16 protein-coding genes are annotated in these 16,028 nt (G+C 70.0%); all 16 read right to left on the bottom strand.

Going from position 1 to position 16,028, the window contains the following annotated elements; genetic code table 11:
- Window position 1: 1 nt before the first annotated feature.
- Window positions 2-1,360 carry a Na(+)-translocating NADH-quinone reductase subunit A gene (locus tag IPP91_05535; protein MBL0141527.1) on the bottom strand — a complete coding sequence of 453 codons (1,359 nt, stop codon included), beginning with the start codon at window positions 1,358-1,360 and terminating at the stop codon, window positions 2-4.
- A gap of 195 nt (window positions 1,361-1,555) precedes the next feature.
- Window positions 1,556-2,038 carry a cyclic nucleotide-binding domain-containing protein gene (locus IPP91_05530; protein MBL0141526.1) on the bottom strand — a complete coding sequence of 161 codons (483 nt, stop codon included), beginning with the start codon at window positions 2,036-2,038 and terminating at the stop codon, window positions 1,556-1,558.
- A gap of 563 nt (window positions 2,039-2,601) precedes the next feature.
- Complete coding sequence (locus IPP91_05525; GenBank protein MBL0141525.1) at window positions 2,602-3,984, bottom strand: phosphomannomutase/phosphoglucomutase; 1,383 nt, start codon at window positions 3,982-3,984, stop codon at window positions 2,602-2,604.
- A gap of 8 nt (window positions 3,985-3,992) precedes the next feature.
- The gene (locus tag IPP91_05520; protein MBL0141524.1) at window positions 3,993-4,955 is read right to left on the bottom strand and encodes a hydrolase; all 963 of its coding nucleotides are present in this window, start codon (window positions 4,953-4,955) and stop codon (window positions 3,993-3,995) included.
- Window positions 4,956-5,702, bottom strand: a complete 747-nt coding sequence (gene gspN / locus IPP91_05515) for a type II secretion system protein N (protein MBL0141523.1) — start codon at window positions 5,700-5,702, stop codon at window positions 4,956-4,958.
- A gap of 3 nt (window positions 5,703-5,705) precedes the next feature.
- Window positions 5,706-6,185 (bottom strand): type II secretion system protein M, encoded by a 480-nt coding sequence (locus tag IPP91_05510; GenBank protein ID MBL0141522.1) that lies wholly within the window; start codon window positions 6,183-6,185, stop codon window positions 5,706-5,708.
- Entirely contained in the window at window positions 6,182-7,282 is a 1,101-nt protein-coding gene (locus tag IPP91_05505; GenBank protein ID MBL0141521.1) for a hypothetical protein, read from the bottom strand. The genes IPP91_05510 and IPP91_05505 overlap by 4 nt, the downstream gene beginning before the upstream one ends.
- Before the next feature lie 49 nt (window positions 7,283-7,331).
- Window positions 7,332-8,264: a type II secretion system minor pseudopilin GspK gene (gene gspK / locus IPP91_05500; protein MBL0141520.1), complete on the bottom strand. Its 933-nt coding sequence runs from the start codon at window positions 8,262-8,264 to the stop codon at window positions 7,332-7,334.
- Window positions 8,261-8,914 carry a type II secretion system minor pseudopilin GspJ gene (gene gspJ / locus IPP91_05495; GenBank protein MBL0141519.1) on the bottom strand — a complete coding sequence of 218 codons (654 nt, stop codon included), beginning with the start codon at window positions 8,912-8,914 and terminating at the stop codon, window positions 8,261-8,263. The genes gspK and gspJ overlap by 4 nt, the downstream gene beginning before the upstream one ends.
- A complete protein-coding gene (gene gspI / locus IPP91_05490) occupies window positions 8,911-9,276 on the bottom strand; it encodes a type II secretion system minor pseudopilin GspI (GenBank protein ID MBL0141518.1) in 366 nt (121 codons plus the stop codon). Before gspI ends, gspJ begins: the two co-directional genes overlap by 4 nt.
- Complete coding sequence (locus IPP91_05485) at window positions 9,273-9,779, bottom strand: prepilin-type N-terminal cleavage/methylation domain-containing protein (protein MBL0141517.1); 507 nt, start codon at window positions 9,777-9,779, stop codon at window positions 9,273-9,275. The genes gspI and IPP91_05485 overlap by 4 nt, the downstream gene beginning before the upstream one ends.
- Window positions 9,751-10,170, bottom strand: a complete 420-nt coding sequence (gspG, locus tag IPP91_05480; GenBank protein ID MBL0141516.1) for a type II secretion system major pseudopilin GspG — start codon at window positions 10,168-10,170, stop codon at window positions 9,751-9,753. Before gspG ends, IPP91_05485 begins: the two co-directional genes overlap by 29 nt.
- A gap of 67 nt (window positions 10,171-10,237) precedes the next feature.
- Window positions 10,238-11,452, bottom strand: coding sequence for a type II secretion system inner membrane protein GspF (gene gspF, locus IPP91_05475; protein MBL0141515.1), 1,215 nt, complete (start codon window positions 11,450-11,452; stop codon window positions 10,238-10,240).
- Window positions 11,453-11,551: 99 nt separating this feature from the next.
- Complete coding sequence (gspE, locus tag IPP91_05470) at window positions 11,552-13,066, bottom strand: type II secretion system ATPase GspE (protein MBL0141514.1); 1,515 nt, start codon at window positions 13,064-13,066, stop codon at window positions 11,552-11,554.
- A complete protein-coding gene (gene gspD / locus IPP91_05465) occupies window positions 13,063-15,093 on the bottom strand; it encodes a type II secretion system secretin GspD (protein ID MBL0141513.1) in 2,031 nt (676 codons plus the stop codon). Before gspD ends, gspE begins: the two co-directional genes overlap by 4 nt.
- Window positions 15,094-15,210: 117 nt before the next feature.
- Window positions 15,211-16,023 (bottom strand): hypothetical protein, encoded by an 813-nt coding sequence (locus tag IPP91_05460; GenBank protein ID MBL0141512.1) that lies wholly within the window; start codon window positions 16,021-16,023, stop codon window positions 15,211-15,213.
- Window positions 16,024-16,028: the final 5 nt, after the last annotated feature.

Raw genomic sequence — 16,028 nt, 5'->3', positions numbered from 1 at the left:
GTCAGGCTTCCCTCTCGAGCCGGTGGAGCACGTCGCGAAGCATCGGCGCGTAGTCGTTCTTCCCCGGGTCGGCGTAGGTGCACAGGGCGAGGTCCTCCTCGTCGAGCTCCAGGGCGCCCAGCGCCTCGGCCCGCTCGGCGTCGCCCATGAGGAGCGCGCGCAGCAGGAACGTGGGCAGGATGTCCAGGGGCATCACCGCCTCGTGGGTGCCGATGGGCACCATGGCGCGGTGGCTGCCGTTCGTGGTGGTCGTGAAGACGCGCTTGCGCGCCCGCGCGAAGGCGCCCAGCACCACGCCTGCGACGGAGAACTTGTCGCGGCCCGGCGCGATCCATCCGAAGAGCTCGCGATCGCGCCCTTCAGGCAGCACGCTCACCTGCTGCTGGTAGCGGCCGAGAAAGGCCTCGGCTTCGTCCGTGGCCGCGCGCCCGTCCAGCACCGAGCCGGAGACGATGCGCTGCTCGCCCGGAGCCAGCTCGCCGGACGTGAGTTCCGCCATCGACGCGCCCAGACGCGTTCGCAGGAGGCGCGGTCGCAGGACGCCGGGACCTGCGAGCGATACGACGCGCGCAACGTCGAGCTTGCCCGTGGCGAGAAGGTGTCCGATGGCCGCCGCGTCCTGGCTGCCCACGTGCCAGACGCTTCGGCCGTGCCCGACGGGATGCAGGAAGTGGATGTGCGTCCCGGCGTTGCCCGCGGGGTGCGGGCCCGAGAATTCCTCGATTTCAATGCGCTCGGCGCGCGGCACGCGAAGCGCCGACCCCGGTTCGCGGCAGACGTACACCGGCCCGGGCGTGAGCTCGCGCAGCGCGAGGATGCCGGCAGCGAAGTCCTCTTCCCGGCCGGCCAGCGCGACATCGACCCTGGGCGCGAGCGGGCGCGTATCCATGGCGGTCACGAAGATCGCCTCGGGGATCGCCTCGGGTGCCGGTACGCGGCTGAAGGGCCGGACGCGAAACGCGGTCCACAGGCCCGATTCCACGAGGAGCGCGCGAAGCGCGGCGCCATCGCCTTGGACGGGCGGCGCGCCATTCCAGTTTGCGAACGCCACCTGGGCATCGGGGCCGTCCTCGGGGGAAACCTCGATCACCAGGGAACGGAAAGCGCGCTTCTCGCCGCGAAGGACCGCGAACACGTGGCCCGCTGCGGGTGCGGTGTAGCGCACTCCGGGAGTTTTCTTGTCCTCGAGGAGCGGTTGCCCGCGCAGCACCTTGTCGCCGGGCTGCACGAGAAGCGTGGGCTTGAGGCCCACGTAGTCGGCCCCCAGCAGGGCCACGCGGGACATGGCCGGCCCGTCACCGATCGACTGGATCGGGCTTCCGGCTATGGGCAGGTCCAACCCGCGCTTGATCGTGTGCATCGTCCTGGGGGGTGCAGTGCAGGGGGCAACGGCTCGGCGTTCCGCCGTCCAGTAGCAAGGGTAGGGGAGCGGGCCGACGGCCCATTGACGTGAATCAACCGGCCTGTCGCGAGAAAACGGGGTCGGATTGCTTTGCGGCTCGTGTCCCGCCGTCGCAGGACCGCATCCGCAAAGTCATCCGACCCCGTTTTTCCTTCAGTACTTGGCCTGGTTCTTGTACAGGTAGTGCATGAGCTCGGCCGACTGCATGCTCAGGCGGCGCTGCAGGCCGTGCGTGAAGCGGACGATCGCGCGCATGATGCGGTAGGCGATCCACGGGTGCTTCTCCACGAGGCTCTCGATGTCGGCGCGGTCGAGGCTGAAGATCTCCGTCTGGCCCACGGCCCGCAGCGCCGCGTAGCGCGGCGTGCCGTCGAGGAAGGAGAGCTCGCCCACGAGGTCGCCCGCGGTCATCACGTGCAGGTTCTCCCAAGTGCCGTCCGGCCCGGGCCGCGAAACCGCCAGCGCCCCGTTCACGATCACGTGCATGTGGCTGTCGGGTTCGCCTTCGGGCGTGATGACCTGGCCGTCCTCCAGCCGGTGCAGGCGGACGAGGCCGGCCACGACCGCAACGTCGCCGTCCGAGAGTTCCTTGGCGAGTACGGACTTGCCGACCAGTTCCTTCAGGCGCGGATCCATGGCTTCCTTCCCCTGCATTCGTGTCGATCGTTCATCCTAAGGCAGGGCGCAGACAAACGTTTGCGGCCCGTCAAGCAACGGCCCGGAGATCCGTCCCTCGAGCCGATGCATTCGCCCCGAAGCGCACCACGATCGAGCCGTGATTGCGCCCGCCTTCCCTCTCGCGCTCGAGCGACGGCACCTCGTCGGAGAGCTTCCGGTGAGCTTCCGGTGAGCTTCCGGTGAGCTTCCGGTGAGCTTCCGGGGAGCTTCCGGGGAGCTTCCGGGGAGCTTCCGGGGTGAAAAAAAAGTTGGCTGGGTTTGTTTTTTGGTTTTGGCCAGATGACGGTGCCATTGACGTCGCCTCCATGGCCTATGCCGATGAGGTTTCGGACAGCGATGCCGGAAGCAATTTGACCTGGCCAAAACCAAAAAAAAACCCAGCCAACTTTTGTTTTCACCCCTCCTCGCTGCCCGCTGCCCGCTGCCCGCCACCCGCCGCTGTGCCAATGGTCCCAGAGCCGCTCGCCCGTCTGATGCAGGGCGAGTGCGCGTGCTCCGCGGCCAGTCGCCTGGAACGGCGTCTAGAACGGCAGCTTGGCACCGGGCCGCGCTGCGGCGAGCACGCGGCGAAAATCGTCCTGGATGCGGGTGAGGGCCGCGTCCGTGTCGGCCTCGAAGCGCAGCACGACGACGGGCGTGGTGTTGGAGGCGCGCATGAGGCCGAATCCGTCGGGATATTCGACGCGCAGGCCGTCGATGGTGATGACTTCGGTGGCGCCCTCGAAGCGGGCGGACTTCTGCAGCGACGCGATGAGGGCGTGGTTCTCGCCTTCCTTGTCGAGCGCGAGCTGCAGCTCCGGCGTCGAGATGGAATCGGGAAGTCCCTCGAGCGCCTGCGTCACGTCGGGCGCGCGCGAGAGGATCTCGAGCAGGCGGGCGCCGGCATAAAGGCCGTCGTCGAAGCCGTACCAGCGCTCCTTGAAGAAGATGTGGCCGCTCATCTCGCCGGCGAGCGGCGCCCCGGTCTCCTTCAACTTCGCCTTGATGAGCGAGTGCCCGGTCTTCCACAGCACCGGCTCGCCGCCGTGGGCGCGGATCCAGGAGAAAAGATTGCGCGTGCTCTTCACATCGAAGATGACCTGCGCGCCGGGGTTGCGCTGCAGCACGTCGGCGGCGAAGAGCATGAGCTGGCGGTCGGGGTAGATGATCTTGCCGTTCTTCGTGACCACCCCGAGCCGGTCGCCGTCGCCGTCGAACGCGAGGCCCACCTCCGCGTGGCCCTCCTTCACGGCGCGGATGAGGTCCTGCAGGTTCTTGGGCTGCGATGGATCCGGGTGGTGGTTGGGGAAGTTGCCGTCCACTTCGCAGAAAAGCTCCTGCACTTCGCAGCCGAGCTTGCGGTAGAGCGCCGGTGCTATCGCCCCCGGCGAGCCGTTGCCGCAGTCGATGGCGATGCGCATGAGGCGCCCGAGCTTCACGTCGCCCGTGATTCGATCGAGATAGGCGGCCTTCATGTCCTTAGAGTCGGCCGAACCGTTGCCGGAGGCGAACTTGCCGCTCTCGACGAGCTTGCGCAGGTCCTGGATGGCTTCGGAGGCGAGCGTGTCGCCCGCGACCATCATCTTGAGGCCGTTGTATTCGGGCGGGTTGTGGCTGCCGGTCACCATGACGCCGCTGCCGGTGCCCAGCTCGTACGTCGCGTAATAGACCATCGGCGTTGCGACCACGCCGATGTCGGTCACGTCCATGCCCGCCGCATTGAGGCCGCGCGTGAGCGCCGCGACGAGGCGCGGCCCCGACAGGCGTCCATCGCGCCCGACGATGAAGCGCTTGACGCGCTTCTTCGCGCCCATCGTGCCCAGTCCGCGGCCGATGAGTTCCGCCGCCTCCTCGGTGAGGGTCTTGTCCACGATGCCGCGGATGTCGTAGGCCTTGAAGATCTCGGGGGCGATGGGGGAGGCCATGGGCAATCTCATTCCTGGTGGTCGAAGAAGTGCAGCAGGCGAGCGGGCAGCCAGCCGATGTGGCCGGGGAAAGCGCCGGAGACGAAGGCGACATGACCGCCCCGGTCCGGAAATTCTACCTTGATCGCCGCCGAGACCTCCTGCGGAGCGGGCAAGGCGCGCTCGGGCAGGAAGGGATCGTCGCGGGCGTTGAGCACGAGCGTGGGCACCACGACTTGCCGCAGCACCGGCTTGGAGCTGGCGCGCGTCCAGTAGTCGTCGGTGTCGCGAAAGCCGTGCAGGGGTGCCGTCACCACGTTGTCGAACTCCCGCAAGGTCCTCGAACCGCGCATGGCCTGAAGGTCGAAGCTGCCCGGGAAGCGCGCGTGCTTGGCGGCGGCGCGGCTCTTCATCGTCGCCAGGAAGTGCTTCGCATAGACGATCGAGAAGCCCTGCCCGAGCGCCTCGCCCGCGGCCATGAGGTCGAGAGGTGCCGATACGGCCGCGGCGCGCGTGACGATGGGCGATGCCTCGTCGCCGAGTTCGCCCAGCCACTTGAGCAGCGCGTTGCCGCCCAGCGAGATGCCGGTCGCGTACACGGGCGCATCCCCGGCGAGCGAGCGCAGGCGGCGCAGCACCCAGTCCAGCTCGTCGGCGTCGCCCGAGTGGTAGGCGCGCGGCAGGCGGTTGGGCTCGCCGCTGCATCCGCGGAAGTGCACGACCGTGCCGCGCCACCCGCGCTCGGCCACGCGGTGCATGAGGGTGCGGGCGTACGGGGAATCCGAGGAACCCTCGAGGCCGTGGAACAGCACGACCCAGGGGCTGCCCGGCGGGCCATCGACGTGGTCGGCATCGACAAAATCGTCGTCGGGCGTCTCCCAGCGCTCGCGGCGATAGCGAACCGCAGGCCGGGCGGCGAACAGTGAGCCGTAGATGGTCTGCAGGTGCGCGTTCGCGAGCCAGCGCGGCGCGCGGTATTCGGGCGCGCCCACTCAGCGCACCTCGATCGCATGCGCACCGTCGGCACGGCGAGGACCGAGGAGGTTCAGCAGGCCTTCGAGTTCGCGTTCGCGCCCGGGTTCGGCGCGCGCAACGCCCGAAAAGGCCAACCGTCCGGGGATCACCAGCGTCCCGCTGCCCGACAGGAGCAGCGGCCCCTTCGTGGTGGACAGCGTGATTCTCGTCGAGGCGCCCTCGGCCTGGGCCTGCGCGCGCCAGCTGCCGAGCGGACGCGCTTCCGAAAGGGCCAGGGACGCATCACGCCACTGCGCGTTTGCAACGCCTGTTGCCCGTTCCCCGTCCCAGGTGAGGTGCTCGGCCTCGATCGCGATCGCGCCCCCCGGCTGCCACGTCGCCGCGAGAGGAAAGATCGCGGCCACCGTCGAGGCGTCACCGTTCGCGCGCAGGTCGCGTACCTGCCACGCCATCGGGCTGCGGGATACTTCCGCTTGCGCCTGCAGCGCGCCCGACCGCGCCTCGATCGCGAAAGCGGCGCGGCCGGCCAGCAGGCGAGAGGGCAGGAACCGCCAGCTCACCTCGCCGAGGACGATTGCCGCGCCGTACGTGGCGATCGTCGCGCGTGCCGTTCCGTCCCACGCCGAGCCGGTCGCGTTCGCCAGCGTCACCTGCCCGCCCGTGGCCGTAGCGAGCCGCGCGGGGATCAGGCCCGCGGGCGCCGTGGCGAGGAGGAAGACGCCATAGGCGGCGATGCCGAGAAGAAGCGCACGCAGCGGCCGCATGGCTCAGGGGGCGGCGAGCACGAGGGTGGCGCGCACGCGGCCGGTCGAGGGCAGGGCCTCGATCGTCGCCTCGTCCACGCTGAGGCCGTGCGCGGCACTGGCCGACGACAGCCACTCGACCAGGCGCGTCCACGAGGCGTCGTCCACCGCGAGGCGCACCCGCTTCGCGTCGATCGCGGACAGGCGCGCGCCGGGGAGCCCCTGCGCGAGCGTGCCGGATGCAACCAGGGTGCCGAGCGCCACCGCGGTCGCCCCGCTGCGCGCGGGCAGGGTCCTGAGCGCCTTCACCTCGTCGGCCTGCGCGCGCATCTGCGCCACCGAGGCGCGCAGCGCAGGCAGGTCCGCGCCGATTCTGCTCCGGGCGCGCTCCAGCGGAAGCCAGGCGAACACCGCGAGCAGGAGCAGCGCCACCGCCGCGCCGGCCCAGGCGATGACGCTGCGTTCGCGCGCGTTTCGCGCAGTCCAGAAGGCGGGCGCGTTCATTTCGGGGCCGCCGAGCGGTCGATTTCCATCCGGCCGCCCGCATAGGTGAGGCGCTTCGCGGGCGCCGGGTCGGTGCGGGCCGCGGCGGTGGCGAGCGCGAGGAAATCGCTCGCGGCGGCGCGGCCGCGCGCGCGCTGCAGGTCGGCGAGGTTGCGCCGCATCTGCAGGGCGGGGTCCACGATCGTCTTTGCGTCCGGGAAGGCGGCGCGGAAGATGGATTCCTGCTCGGCCACCAGCATCCGCCGCTCGCGCTCGATCCGCCACGCGTCCCAGGCGGTGAAGCCGAACTGCACGGCGACGATGGCGGCGGCCAGGCCCCAGGCCAGGCGCGGCAGGCGAAGTGCACCTGCTCCCGACGCGCCGCGGGCGAAGTCGCCCACGAGGAGATCGATGGCGTTTGCGGCCAGCGGCGCGGCCAGCGGGGGCCGGGAATCGACGGCCGAGACCTTCATGCCGATGCGCTCGGTCCATACGGCCGGGTCCACGGCGGCGAGGCCCGGCTCCACGAGGACTCGCAAGCGCTCGGGGCGCGCACTCCGGGCGGCGGCTTCATCGGCGGCGATGCGCACCGCGAGCGGCGGCTCGGCGCCGGCCGGGCGGTCGAATGCCACGGCGTTGCCATCGTCCTCGACGAGGAAGCTGCGCGATTCCCCCAGGACCGCGTGCCAGCAACCGGCTTCGGCGGGCAGGAGCGCGCTCTCGCAGACGGCGCGCGAGGGCACGAAGCCGGCGCGGGCGAGGACGGACAGCGCTTCGGAGAGCCAGGCGCGGTCCACCACGGCGACCCGCGTTTCGCCGCGGGCATTGGTGGTTCCGGGCACGGCGTGGATCTGCGCGGGGTCGGCCAGCAGCCGGTCTTCCACGGCGAAGGGAAGCAGTTCACGAATCGTGGCCGCGTTCACCTTCGGGAGCTTCAGACGCGCGAAGAGCACGCGCGAGGCGGGGAGCACCACCTCCACCACATCGCCGCGCGGCACGCCGGAAAGCGGCGAGACGCCCTCGCGAAGCGAGGCGCCCCGCCCGTCGGCGAGCGACCACGCGTAGGGTGTGTCGGTGCCGGGGTGGTCCACGGCGGGGACGAGGAGGCGAAGGATCATGGCGGGCGGCAGTATGTCATTTTACCGCCGGCTCGTTCCCCGGCCACGGTCAGTACAGCGGGCGGCGCCAGATCAGGGCCGTCGCGGGAGAGGTGCCCGGCGCGGCGCGCACGACAAGGGCCTCGCTGGCCACCTGCACGTCGTCCTGCGCCACGCCCACCTGCACGAGGAAGTGGCCGCTCTTCACGTCGAGAAGGGCGTCGATGGTCGAGGACGCCACCTTCTTCGCTCGCGTCTTGAGGTCCGCCTTGTCCCTGAACGGGTGGCCGCGGCGGGAGGAGACCAGTTCGCGCACCTCGGTCGGCGAGAGTTCGGGCAGCAGGGGGCCGAGCACCTCCGCCGGCGCGGTGTTGGCGTTCACGGTCGTGCGAACCGGCAGCGCCGTCACGAACGGACGCAGTTTCGCGATCGAGCGGGCGTCGAAGCCGCGCATGAGGTAGAGCTCCTCCACCTGCGCCATCGGCCGGTTGGCGGCGCGGTGCGGGCGGGCCAGCGCGAGGTAGTACGCGTCCTCGGCGCCGCCGCTGCCCGCGAGATCCGAGTCGGCATCCACCCAGTCCAGGACGGCCAGCGCGAGGCCGGCGTCGAGGCCCAGGGATTCAAGGAGGCGCGTGAGGGCCTGCACGTCCGGGTCGCTGCGCCGCCCGTCCTTCACGACGTTGTTCAGGTTGAAGCGCGATTGCAGGTCCGTGATGGAGCCGCTCACCACCGCGCGCTCCACGGGCAGGCCCGCGAGCGGTTGCGCCCAGCCTTCGTCGAGCGTGTCGATGGCGCTCGAGCGCGCATCCTCGGCAAGGATCCCGCGTGCCCAGTCGAGCCCTGCCTGCGCGTAGTAGTCGGCCTGCGCCCGCGAGGCGACGAGCGCGGTCTGGTTGAGTGTCGCGGACTGCTGCGACAGCATCCAGGTGGCGGCCGACGCGGCCACCGCCACCACGAGGATCGCGGTCACCACGGCCACGCCGCGCTGCAGGCCGCGCCTCATCGCGGGATGTCCACGATGCGCACGATCGTCTCCCCGCTCGCGAGCTCCAGCGTCATCTCCACGGCGACGGGCATGCCCTGCGTGGCCGGCAACGCCCAGTCCGTCCGCCATTCGTAGCTGCGGTCGAGGAAGCGGAATGCGAGGGAGCGAACGTTGTCGAGCAAGGGAGTGGCCACCGCCTCGGCGCGCGGGCCCGAGTCCACGCAGGGCCAGGCGAGGCGATCCACACGCCCTTCCGAGAACCGGTAACCCACACGCTGCGGAGCGGCCAGTTCGCTGGCGTAGAGCGTGGCGCCGGCGCGCGTGAGGGCGAGGCCGCGTGCGCTCGCGCCGCCCAGGTCCAGCAGCGAGGAGACCGGGCTCAGCGTCGTGCCGGAAGCGCCGATGGCGGGGCGATCGAGCGCGGCCTGCACGTCGCGCTCGAATCGGCCCACGAAGAGCGCGAGGTCGCGCCACTTGCGCGAGTCGCGGTCGAGGGATTCGCGGCTCTCCAGGAGCACCGCGAGGCCGCGGTACGCGAAGGCCGAGAGCACTGCGAAGATCGCGAGCGCGATGAGGAGCTCGACCAGCGTGAAGGCCCATTGCCCGGATAAAGGGGACAGACCCCTTTTCTGATAAAGGGGTCTGTCCCCTTTATCCGGGCGGCTCATGGTTTCACCATGAAAGCGGTGACGGACGAAAGCACGCGGCCGGGGTCGTGCGCGTCCGCGACGGACAGATCGACGCGGCGGATGGTGGGGTTGGGCGTCTCGGCCACCGTTTCCTGCACGACGAGGGAAAGCCCGCCCTGCTCGACGGTCGCGGTGGTGACGGCCGCGGCGGGAAAGACCTGCCGGGCGCGCATTTCCGCCACGCGGTTCCCCGCGGCCCAGGTGGCCAGCAGCCGCGCCCGCGTCTCGCGCGCGCCATCGGTGGCGAGGCTTGCGGCGCGCGTGGTGGCGGCGAGTGCGATGGCCAGGATCGCCATCGCGACCAGGATCTCCACCAGCGTGAACGCGCGGTGGCGCTTCATTTCGCGATCGCCCGCACCGCGCCTGCGCTATCGCCTTCGATGGCCTTGGGAAGCCCGCGAACGGTGAGCGCCACGCGGAACGGAACGCCCAGGCCATCGGGCAGGAAGATCAGGACCTCGCGCGCATCGACCACCCGGCCGTCGATCGCCAGGGTATCGACCTGCATCGTGTCGGGAAGGCGGCGCTCGCGCCCGGGCACCGCGGACCACGAGCGGTCGGGGGCCAGGCGCAGCACCTGCATCCGGCCATCGGCCAGCGAGACCGCCGTGGGACGGCCGCCGAACCAGGCGTCGTCGCGCGCGCCTTCGATGTCGAGGGCGAGAAGCGAAGTCTCGCGCCGCGCCACTTCCTCGTCGCCGGGAAAGAGATTCACGGCGGCCACCGCGAGCACGATGCCGGCAACGGCAACCACCACGAGGATCTCGATGAGGGTGAAGCCCCGTGTCCCGGTTGCCCGGCCGGGCTCGCCTCGCCTAGTCCCAGTTGCCGATATCCGCGCCACTGCCTTCGCCTCCTCGCGCCCGGTCGGCCCCGAAGCTGAAGACGTCGATCTCGCCCTTCACGCCCGGGTTGAGGAACTGGTAGTCGCCGCCCCAGGGGTCCTTCGGAAGACGCTCCAGATAGCCGCCCTGCTTCCAGTTGGCGGGCACGGGGTTGGAGGCCGGCTTCTGCACCAGCGCGGCGAGGCCCTGGTCGGTGGCCGGGTAGAACCCGTTGTCGAGCCGGTAGAGCTTGAGCGACTGCACGATGGCCGCGATGTCGGCCTTGGCGGCGACGCGCCGGGCCTCGTCGGGCCGATCCATGAGACGCGGCACCACGATGGCGGCGAGGATTCCCAGGATCGCCACGACGACCAGGATCTCGATGAGGGTGAAGGCGGACTGTCTTTTCATGGGTTCCCGCAAGTAAAGGGGTCGGATGACTTTGCCCATTTTAGGTGCAAAGTGATCCGACCCCTTTCTAGCGTCCGACGAGCTGGTTCAGGTTGAAGATGGGAAGCAGGATCGCGAGCACGATGACGAGCACGACCGCGCCCATGATCACGATGAGCGCCGGCTCGAACACCGCGACGGCGGCGGCGAGCCTCGTGGCGATGTCCGACTGCTGCTGGCGCGCCGCGCGTTCCAGGGATTCGTCGAGGCGGCCCGTTGCCTCGCCCCCCGCGATGAGATGGACCATCACCGGCGGAAATTCGCCCGTCGCACCGAGCGCGCGGGAAAGCGGCATGCCTTCGCGCACGCCGCGCGCCGCCGCGGCCAGCGCTTCGCGCATGGGAACGAGCGTCATCACGCCCTCGCCGGCCTCGAGCGCGGCGAGGATGGGGACGCGGCTTCCCACCAGGATCGCGAGCGTGGCGGCCAGGCGCGCGCTGTCCAGGTGGCGAAGCGCCTTGCCCGCCACGGGAACCTTGAGGAGAAATCGGTGGATGCGTGCTCGAGGGGCAGGACGCGCGAGCGCGATCCTGAGCGCCACGGCCGCCGCGATGCCGAGCGCGATCCACGCCGGCCAGCTCGCCTGCAGGAACGCGGAGACGGCGATGAGGATGCGCGTGAGGATCGGCAGCGCCTCCTTCGCGTGGGCATACACCTGCACCACCTGCGGCACGACGTAGACCATGAGCGCGCCCATCACGAGGAGCGAGACCCCGGTCACGATGGCGGGGTAGACCAGCGCCAGCGAAAGCCGGCCGCGAAGCGCATGGCGCTCCTCGAGGTAGTCGGAGAGCTTCGTGAGCACGCGCGTGAGCTGGCCCGAGGCTTCGCCGGCCGCGACGAGGGTGCGGTAGAGCTCCGGGAAGACGCCCGGGAACCCTTCCAGCGCCTTGGCGATCGTGGAGCCGGCCATCACCTCGCCGCGCAACGCCGCGAGCACCTGCCGCTCGCGCTCGTTCTCGGCCTGCTCGATGAGCGCGTTGAAGGCCTGCTCGACCGTGAGTCCGGCCTCGATCAACGAGGCGAGGCTACGCGTGAGGCGCGTGAGCTCGGCCGATGACAGGGAGATCGCGCGGAAGTGCCGGCCCCCGGCGGGATCGTTGGCGGCGATGACCTCGACCCGGTAGGGAGTCAGGCCCTGGTCGCGCAGGGTCGAGCGCGCCTGGCGCGCGCTGTCGGCCTCCAGCACGCCCTTGTGCAGCCTGCCTTCGATCGAGTACGCCTGGTAGCGGAAGCCTGGCATGTGATTGGTTACCTTCACCCCCGGCCCCCTCCCGCAAGCGGGCGAGGGGAACACTTTTCTCCCCTGTCCCTCCGAAAGAGGGATCGGGGGTGAGGGCCTTCAGGTCCTCGTGACTCTCAACACTTCGTCGAGCGACGTCACCCCGTCGCGCACCCAGCGCAGCCCGTCGTCGCGCAGCCGCGCCATGCCGCGCGTGATCGCCAGGTCGCGGATCGCGCGCTCGTCGGTCGCGTCGTGGACGATGCGGCGCAGGTCGTCATCGACGGTGAGCAGCTCGTAGATGCCGGTGCGGCCCTTGTAGCCGGTGAAGTTGCAGGCGGCGCACCCGACCGCGTTGTACAGGCGCTCCGGGGCGTTGTCGCGGAAGATCGCGCGGTCGGCCGCAGTGGCTTCATACGGTGTCTTGCAGGCCGGGCAGAGCTTTCTCACCAGGCGCTGGGCCAGCACGCCGGAAAGCGTGGAGGCGAGGAGGTAGGGCTCGATTCCCATGTCGGCCAGGCGTGTGACGGCGCCCGGCGCGTCGTTGGTGTGCAGCGTGGCGAGCACGAGGTGGCCGGTGAGCGAGGCCTGCACGGCGATCTGCGCAGTCTCCAGGTCGCGGATCTCGCCGATCATCACCACGTCCGGGTCCTGGCGCAGGATCGCGCGCAGCGCCCGCGCGAAGGTCATCTCGATCTTCTGGTTGACCGGCGTCTGGCCGATGCCGTCCAACTCGTACTCGACCGGATCCTCGACGGTGAGGATGTTGCGCGTCTTGCGGTCCAGGCGCGTGAGGGCGGCGTACAGGGTCGTGGTCTTGCCCGACCCCGTGGGGCCGGTCACGAGGAGGATGCCGTGCGGCTGCTGGATGAGCGCATCCACCGCGTCGCGCGTGGCGGCACCCATGCCGAGCGCGTCGAGCGTGAGGCGGCCGGCCTGCTTGTCGAGTAGGCGAAGCACCACGCGCTCGCCGTGGGCAGTGGGAATCGTGGAGACGCGCACGTCGATCGGGCGGCCGGCGACGCGCAGGGCGATGCGCCCGTCCTGCGGCAGGCGCTTCTCCGCGATGTCGAGGCTGGCCATCACCTTCAGGCGCGAGACCATGGCCGGGTGCAGGCCGCGACGCGGCTCGACCACGTCGCGAAGGGCGCCGTCCACGCGGAAGCGAACCAGCGCGCGCGCCTCGAAGATCTCGAGGTGGATGTCGGAGGCGCCCTCGCGCACCGCCTGCGTGAGGAGCGCGTTGATGAGGCGGATGATCGGCGCGTCGTTCTCGGCTTCCAGGAGGTCCGCGATCTCGGGCAGCGATTCGGTGAGCTTTGCGAGGTCTAGGGATTCGCCCATGTCCTCGACGATGTTTTCCGCCGCGTTGGGCTCACGCGTGTAGGCGAGCTCCAGACAATGCTCGAATTCCTCCGGCACGAGGAGGATCTCGCGCAGCGGCCTGCCGGCGATGCGGCGCACCTCGGCGAGCGTGGCTGCCTGCGGCACGGGGCGGATCCACACTTCCAGCGCGCCACCGGCGACGCGCGCGGCGATGACGCCCTTCGCCTTCGCGAACGCGTAGGGCAGCAGGCGGACGGTGGCGGGATCCAGGTCCTGGGGGTTCACGGTTCTCTCGAGAGGAGCCGTCATTGCGGCAGCAGCGGCTTGCCGGGGGTCGTCGAGTCGATCGGCGGCAGCTCCCTGGCCTTCGCTTCGGGCAGCAGCACGTTCGGGGGCAGGGTCATGCCGCGCTGCAGATTGCGGATGTACTCGTAGCGGTCCGAGGTGATCGCGGCCGCGGCCTTCTCGTCCTTCAGCACCACCGGGCGCAGGAACACCATGAGGTTGGTGCGCTTGCGGTTGCGCGACTCGTACTTGAAGAGGCTGCCCAACCACGGGATGTCGCCCAGCAGCGGCACCTTCTCGACGGAGGCCTGCTGGTCGTCCTGGATGAGGCCGCCGAGGACCACGATCTGGCCGTCGTCCACCAGCACGGTGGATTCGAGCGAGCGCTTGTTGGTGATGATGTCGGCCGACTTCACGAGCTGCGCCTCGCGCGTGACGCTGGAGACTTCCTGGAAGATCTTGAGCTTCACCGCGCCGGCTTCCGCCACCTGCGGCGTGACCCTCAGCGTGAGGCCGATGTCCTTGCGCTCGATGGTCTGGAAGGGGTTGGTGGCGCTGCCGGCGACGGGCGTGTAGCTCCCCGTGATGAACGGGACGTTCTGGCCGACGATGATCTTCGCCTCCTCGTTGTCGAGCGTAAGGACGTTGGGCGTGGAGAGCACGTTCGCTCCCGAATCCGCCTCCAGCGCCCGCGCGAGCACCTGCAGGTTCAGCACCTGGATGTCCGTGCCGGGAATGGTGAGCACCCCGTTGATGAGGCCGAGGTTCAAGCCCCCGCCCAGGGTGCGCGGGTCCAGCGCCGCGCCGATGATGTTCGTGCCCGCTCCCCCGGCCACGCCCGTGTTGAAATTGGTGCCGCCGAAGACCGACTGGCCATTGCCCACGTTGCGGGCCGACTGCCACTGCACGCCGAATTCCGCGGCGAGGCCGGTGGAGACCTCGACGATGAGTGCCTCGACGAATACCTGCGCGCGGCGCGCGTCGAGCTTGTCGATCACCCCGCGAAGGCTGCGGTACACGGGTTCGGGCGCCACGATGATGATGGAGTTGGTCGGCCCGTAGGCCTGGATGATCGAGGCCGGGGCGACGGTGACGGAGGTGGTGGTTGCCGTTCCGGTGGCAGGGTTCGCGGATGCGCCGCCCGTCGACGCGGCCACCGAGGTGGAGGAGCGCGTCGCCTCCGCGCCGGAAAGCAGGCCGCGCAGCGTATCGGCGATTTTCGCGGCCTCCGCATTGCGCAGGTAGACCACGTGGATGTTGCCCGCGCCCGCGCCGGGCGTGTCGAGGCTGGCGGCCAGCGCCTTGATGCGCGTGAGGAGCGCCGGGTTGTCGCCGCGGATGAGCAGGCTGTTGGTGCGCGGGTCCACGGAGATGGCGGCCTTGGCCGGCGCGCCCGGTGACGACGGGTTGGCGTTGGTCTCCGGGATCACGCCCCTGATCGTCTGCGCGACGTCGACGGCCGAGGCGTGCTCCAGCTGCAGCACCTGCACGTCGCCGCCGCTGGGCTGGTCGATCGCGCGGATGATCGACTCGATGCGTTTCACGTTCTCCGCGTAGTCGGTGATGACGATCGCGTTGTTGTTGGGGTAGGCCGCGACGAAGTTGTTGGCCGTGACCAGGGGGCGCAGCACGGGCACGAGTTGCAGAGCCGACTCGTTCTGCAGGAGGAACACGCGCGTGATGATGCGGTCGCCGGGGACATGGGCCGCGGCCTCGCCCACGGGGCTCGCGCCGGTCTTTCCCTCCGCCTCGGGGACGATCTTCACGAACCCGTTGCCCTCGACCGCGGCGTAGCCCTGCGTGCGCAGAACCGAGAGCAGCATCGGGTAGAGGAGGTCTTTCGGGACCGGCTTGTCGGAGACGATGTTCACCGTGCCCGTCACGCGCGGATCGAGGATGAAGTTCCTGCCCGTGTGGCCGCCCACCGCCTTGATGACGGAGACGATGTCCGCGTTCACGAAATTGAGCGTGACCTTCTCCTCCTCGGCCGCGCGGGCCGTGGAAAAAGCGACGATCGCGGCCAGCGCCGCAAATCCTAGAAATCGCGTCACGAAATCAGGCTTCCTCATTGATTTAACGGGCATTTTGCGCCCATTCCCGCAATTTTCACAGAGGGACTTCAAATAAAGGGGACAGACCCCTTTTCGAAAAAGGGGTCTGTCCCCTTTTTACGGATTGATGGTGTAGGTGAGCTGGACGGAGGCGGTGCCGCGCTGGACCTCGGCCCGGACGAGGGAAGTGGTGGCGAACTGCTGGTACAGGCGCGCGAGGTCGCCGGCGGAAGCGACGGCCTGGCCGTTCACCTTCTTGATGACGTCGCCGGGCTGCAGCCCCAGGCGCGAGGCGAGGCTTCCCGGTGGCGCCTCGTCCAGCCGGACGCCGCCGCCCCGGGGCACGCCGATCCGGCCGAGGTAGCTCAACTGGCCGGGGTCCTTGAGGGCGTCGTCGAGATCCTTGCGCGAGAAGACGAATGCGTTCGAGGCATTGCGGGACACCGGCAGCCGGAACCCGGCCGACTTCCCGGCCACCGCCCTCGGCACCGCGGCCATGCGCGTGTCGAGATCGATGCGTTCGCGTACCCCGCCGCGGGAAACGATCGCGTGATCGGGCTCGACCGCGACGAGCTTCACGCCCGCCTGCACCTCGCCGCCCAGGTTCACCGCGATGTCCTTGCCGCCCGTGTTGAACACCGCCGAGCCGATGGTGGCGGGTGTGGGCGCGATCACGCCCTTGAGTCGCAGTCCCGACGAGGTCCCCGCCGGGGTGGTTGTTCCCGCAGGCACGCCGCCTCCGAAGAGGCGCGCCACCGCCGCCAGATCGACGCCGCCCGCCGTCGGGGCAGCGGAAGTCGCCTGCGGCGGCGCCATGAAAACCCAGGTCCACCTGGCCAGCACCCACGCCAGCGCCAGCACGAGCGCCACCGTCACCAGCGTGCCGAAGCGGCTCGTGGGAGGCGAAGAGTCAGCGGGCAGGGCGGCCATGGACG

The organism is Betaproteobacteria bacterium (assembly GCA_016720855.1).
Classification (GTDB): Bacteria; Pseudomonadota; Gammaproteobacteria; order Burkholderiales; family Usitatibacteraceae; genus FEB-7.
This window is presented reverse-complemented; position numbering and strand designations above follow the sequence as displayed.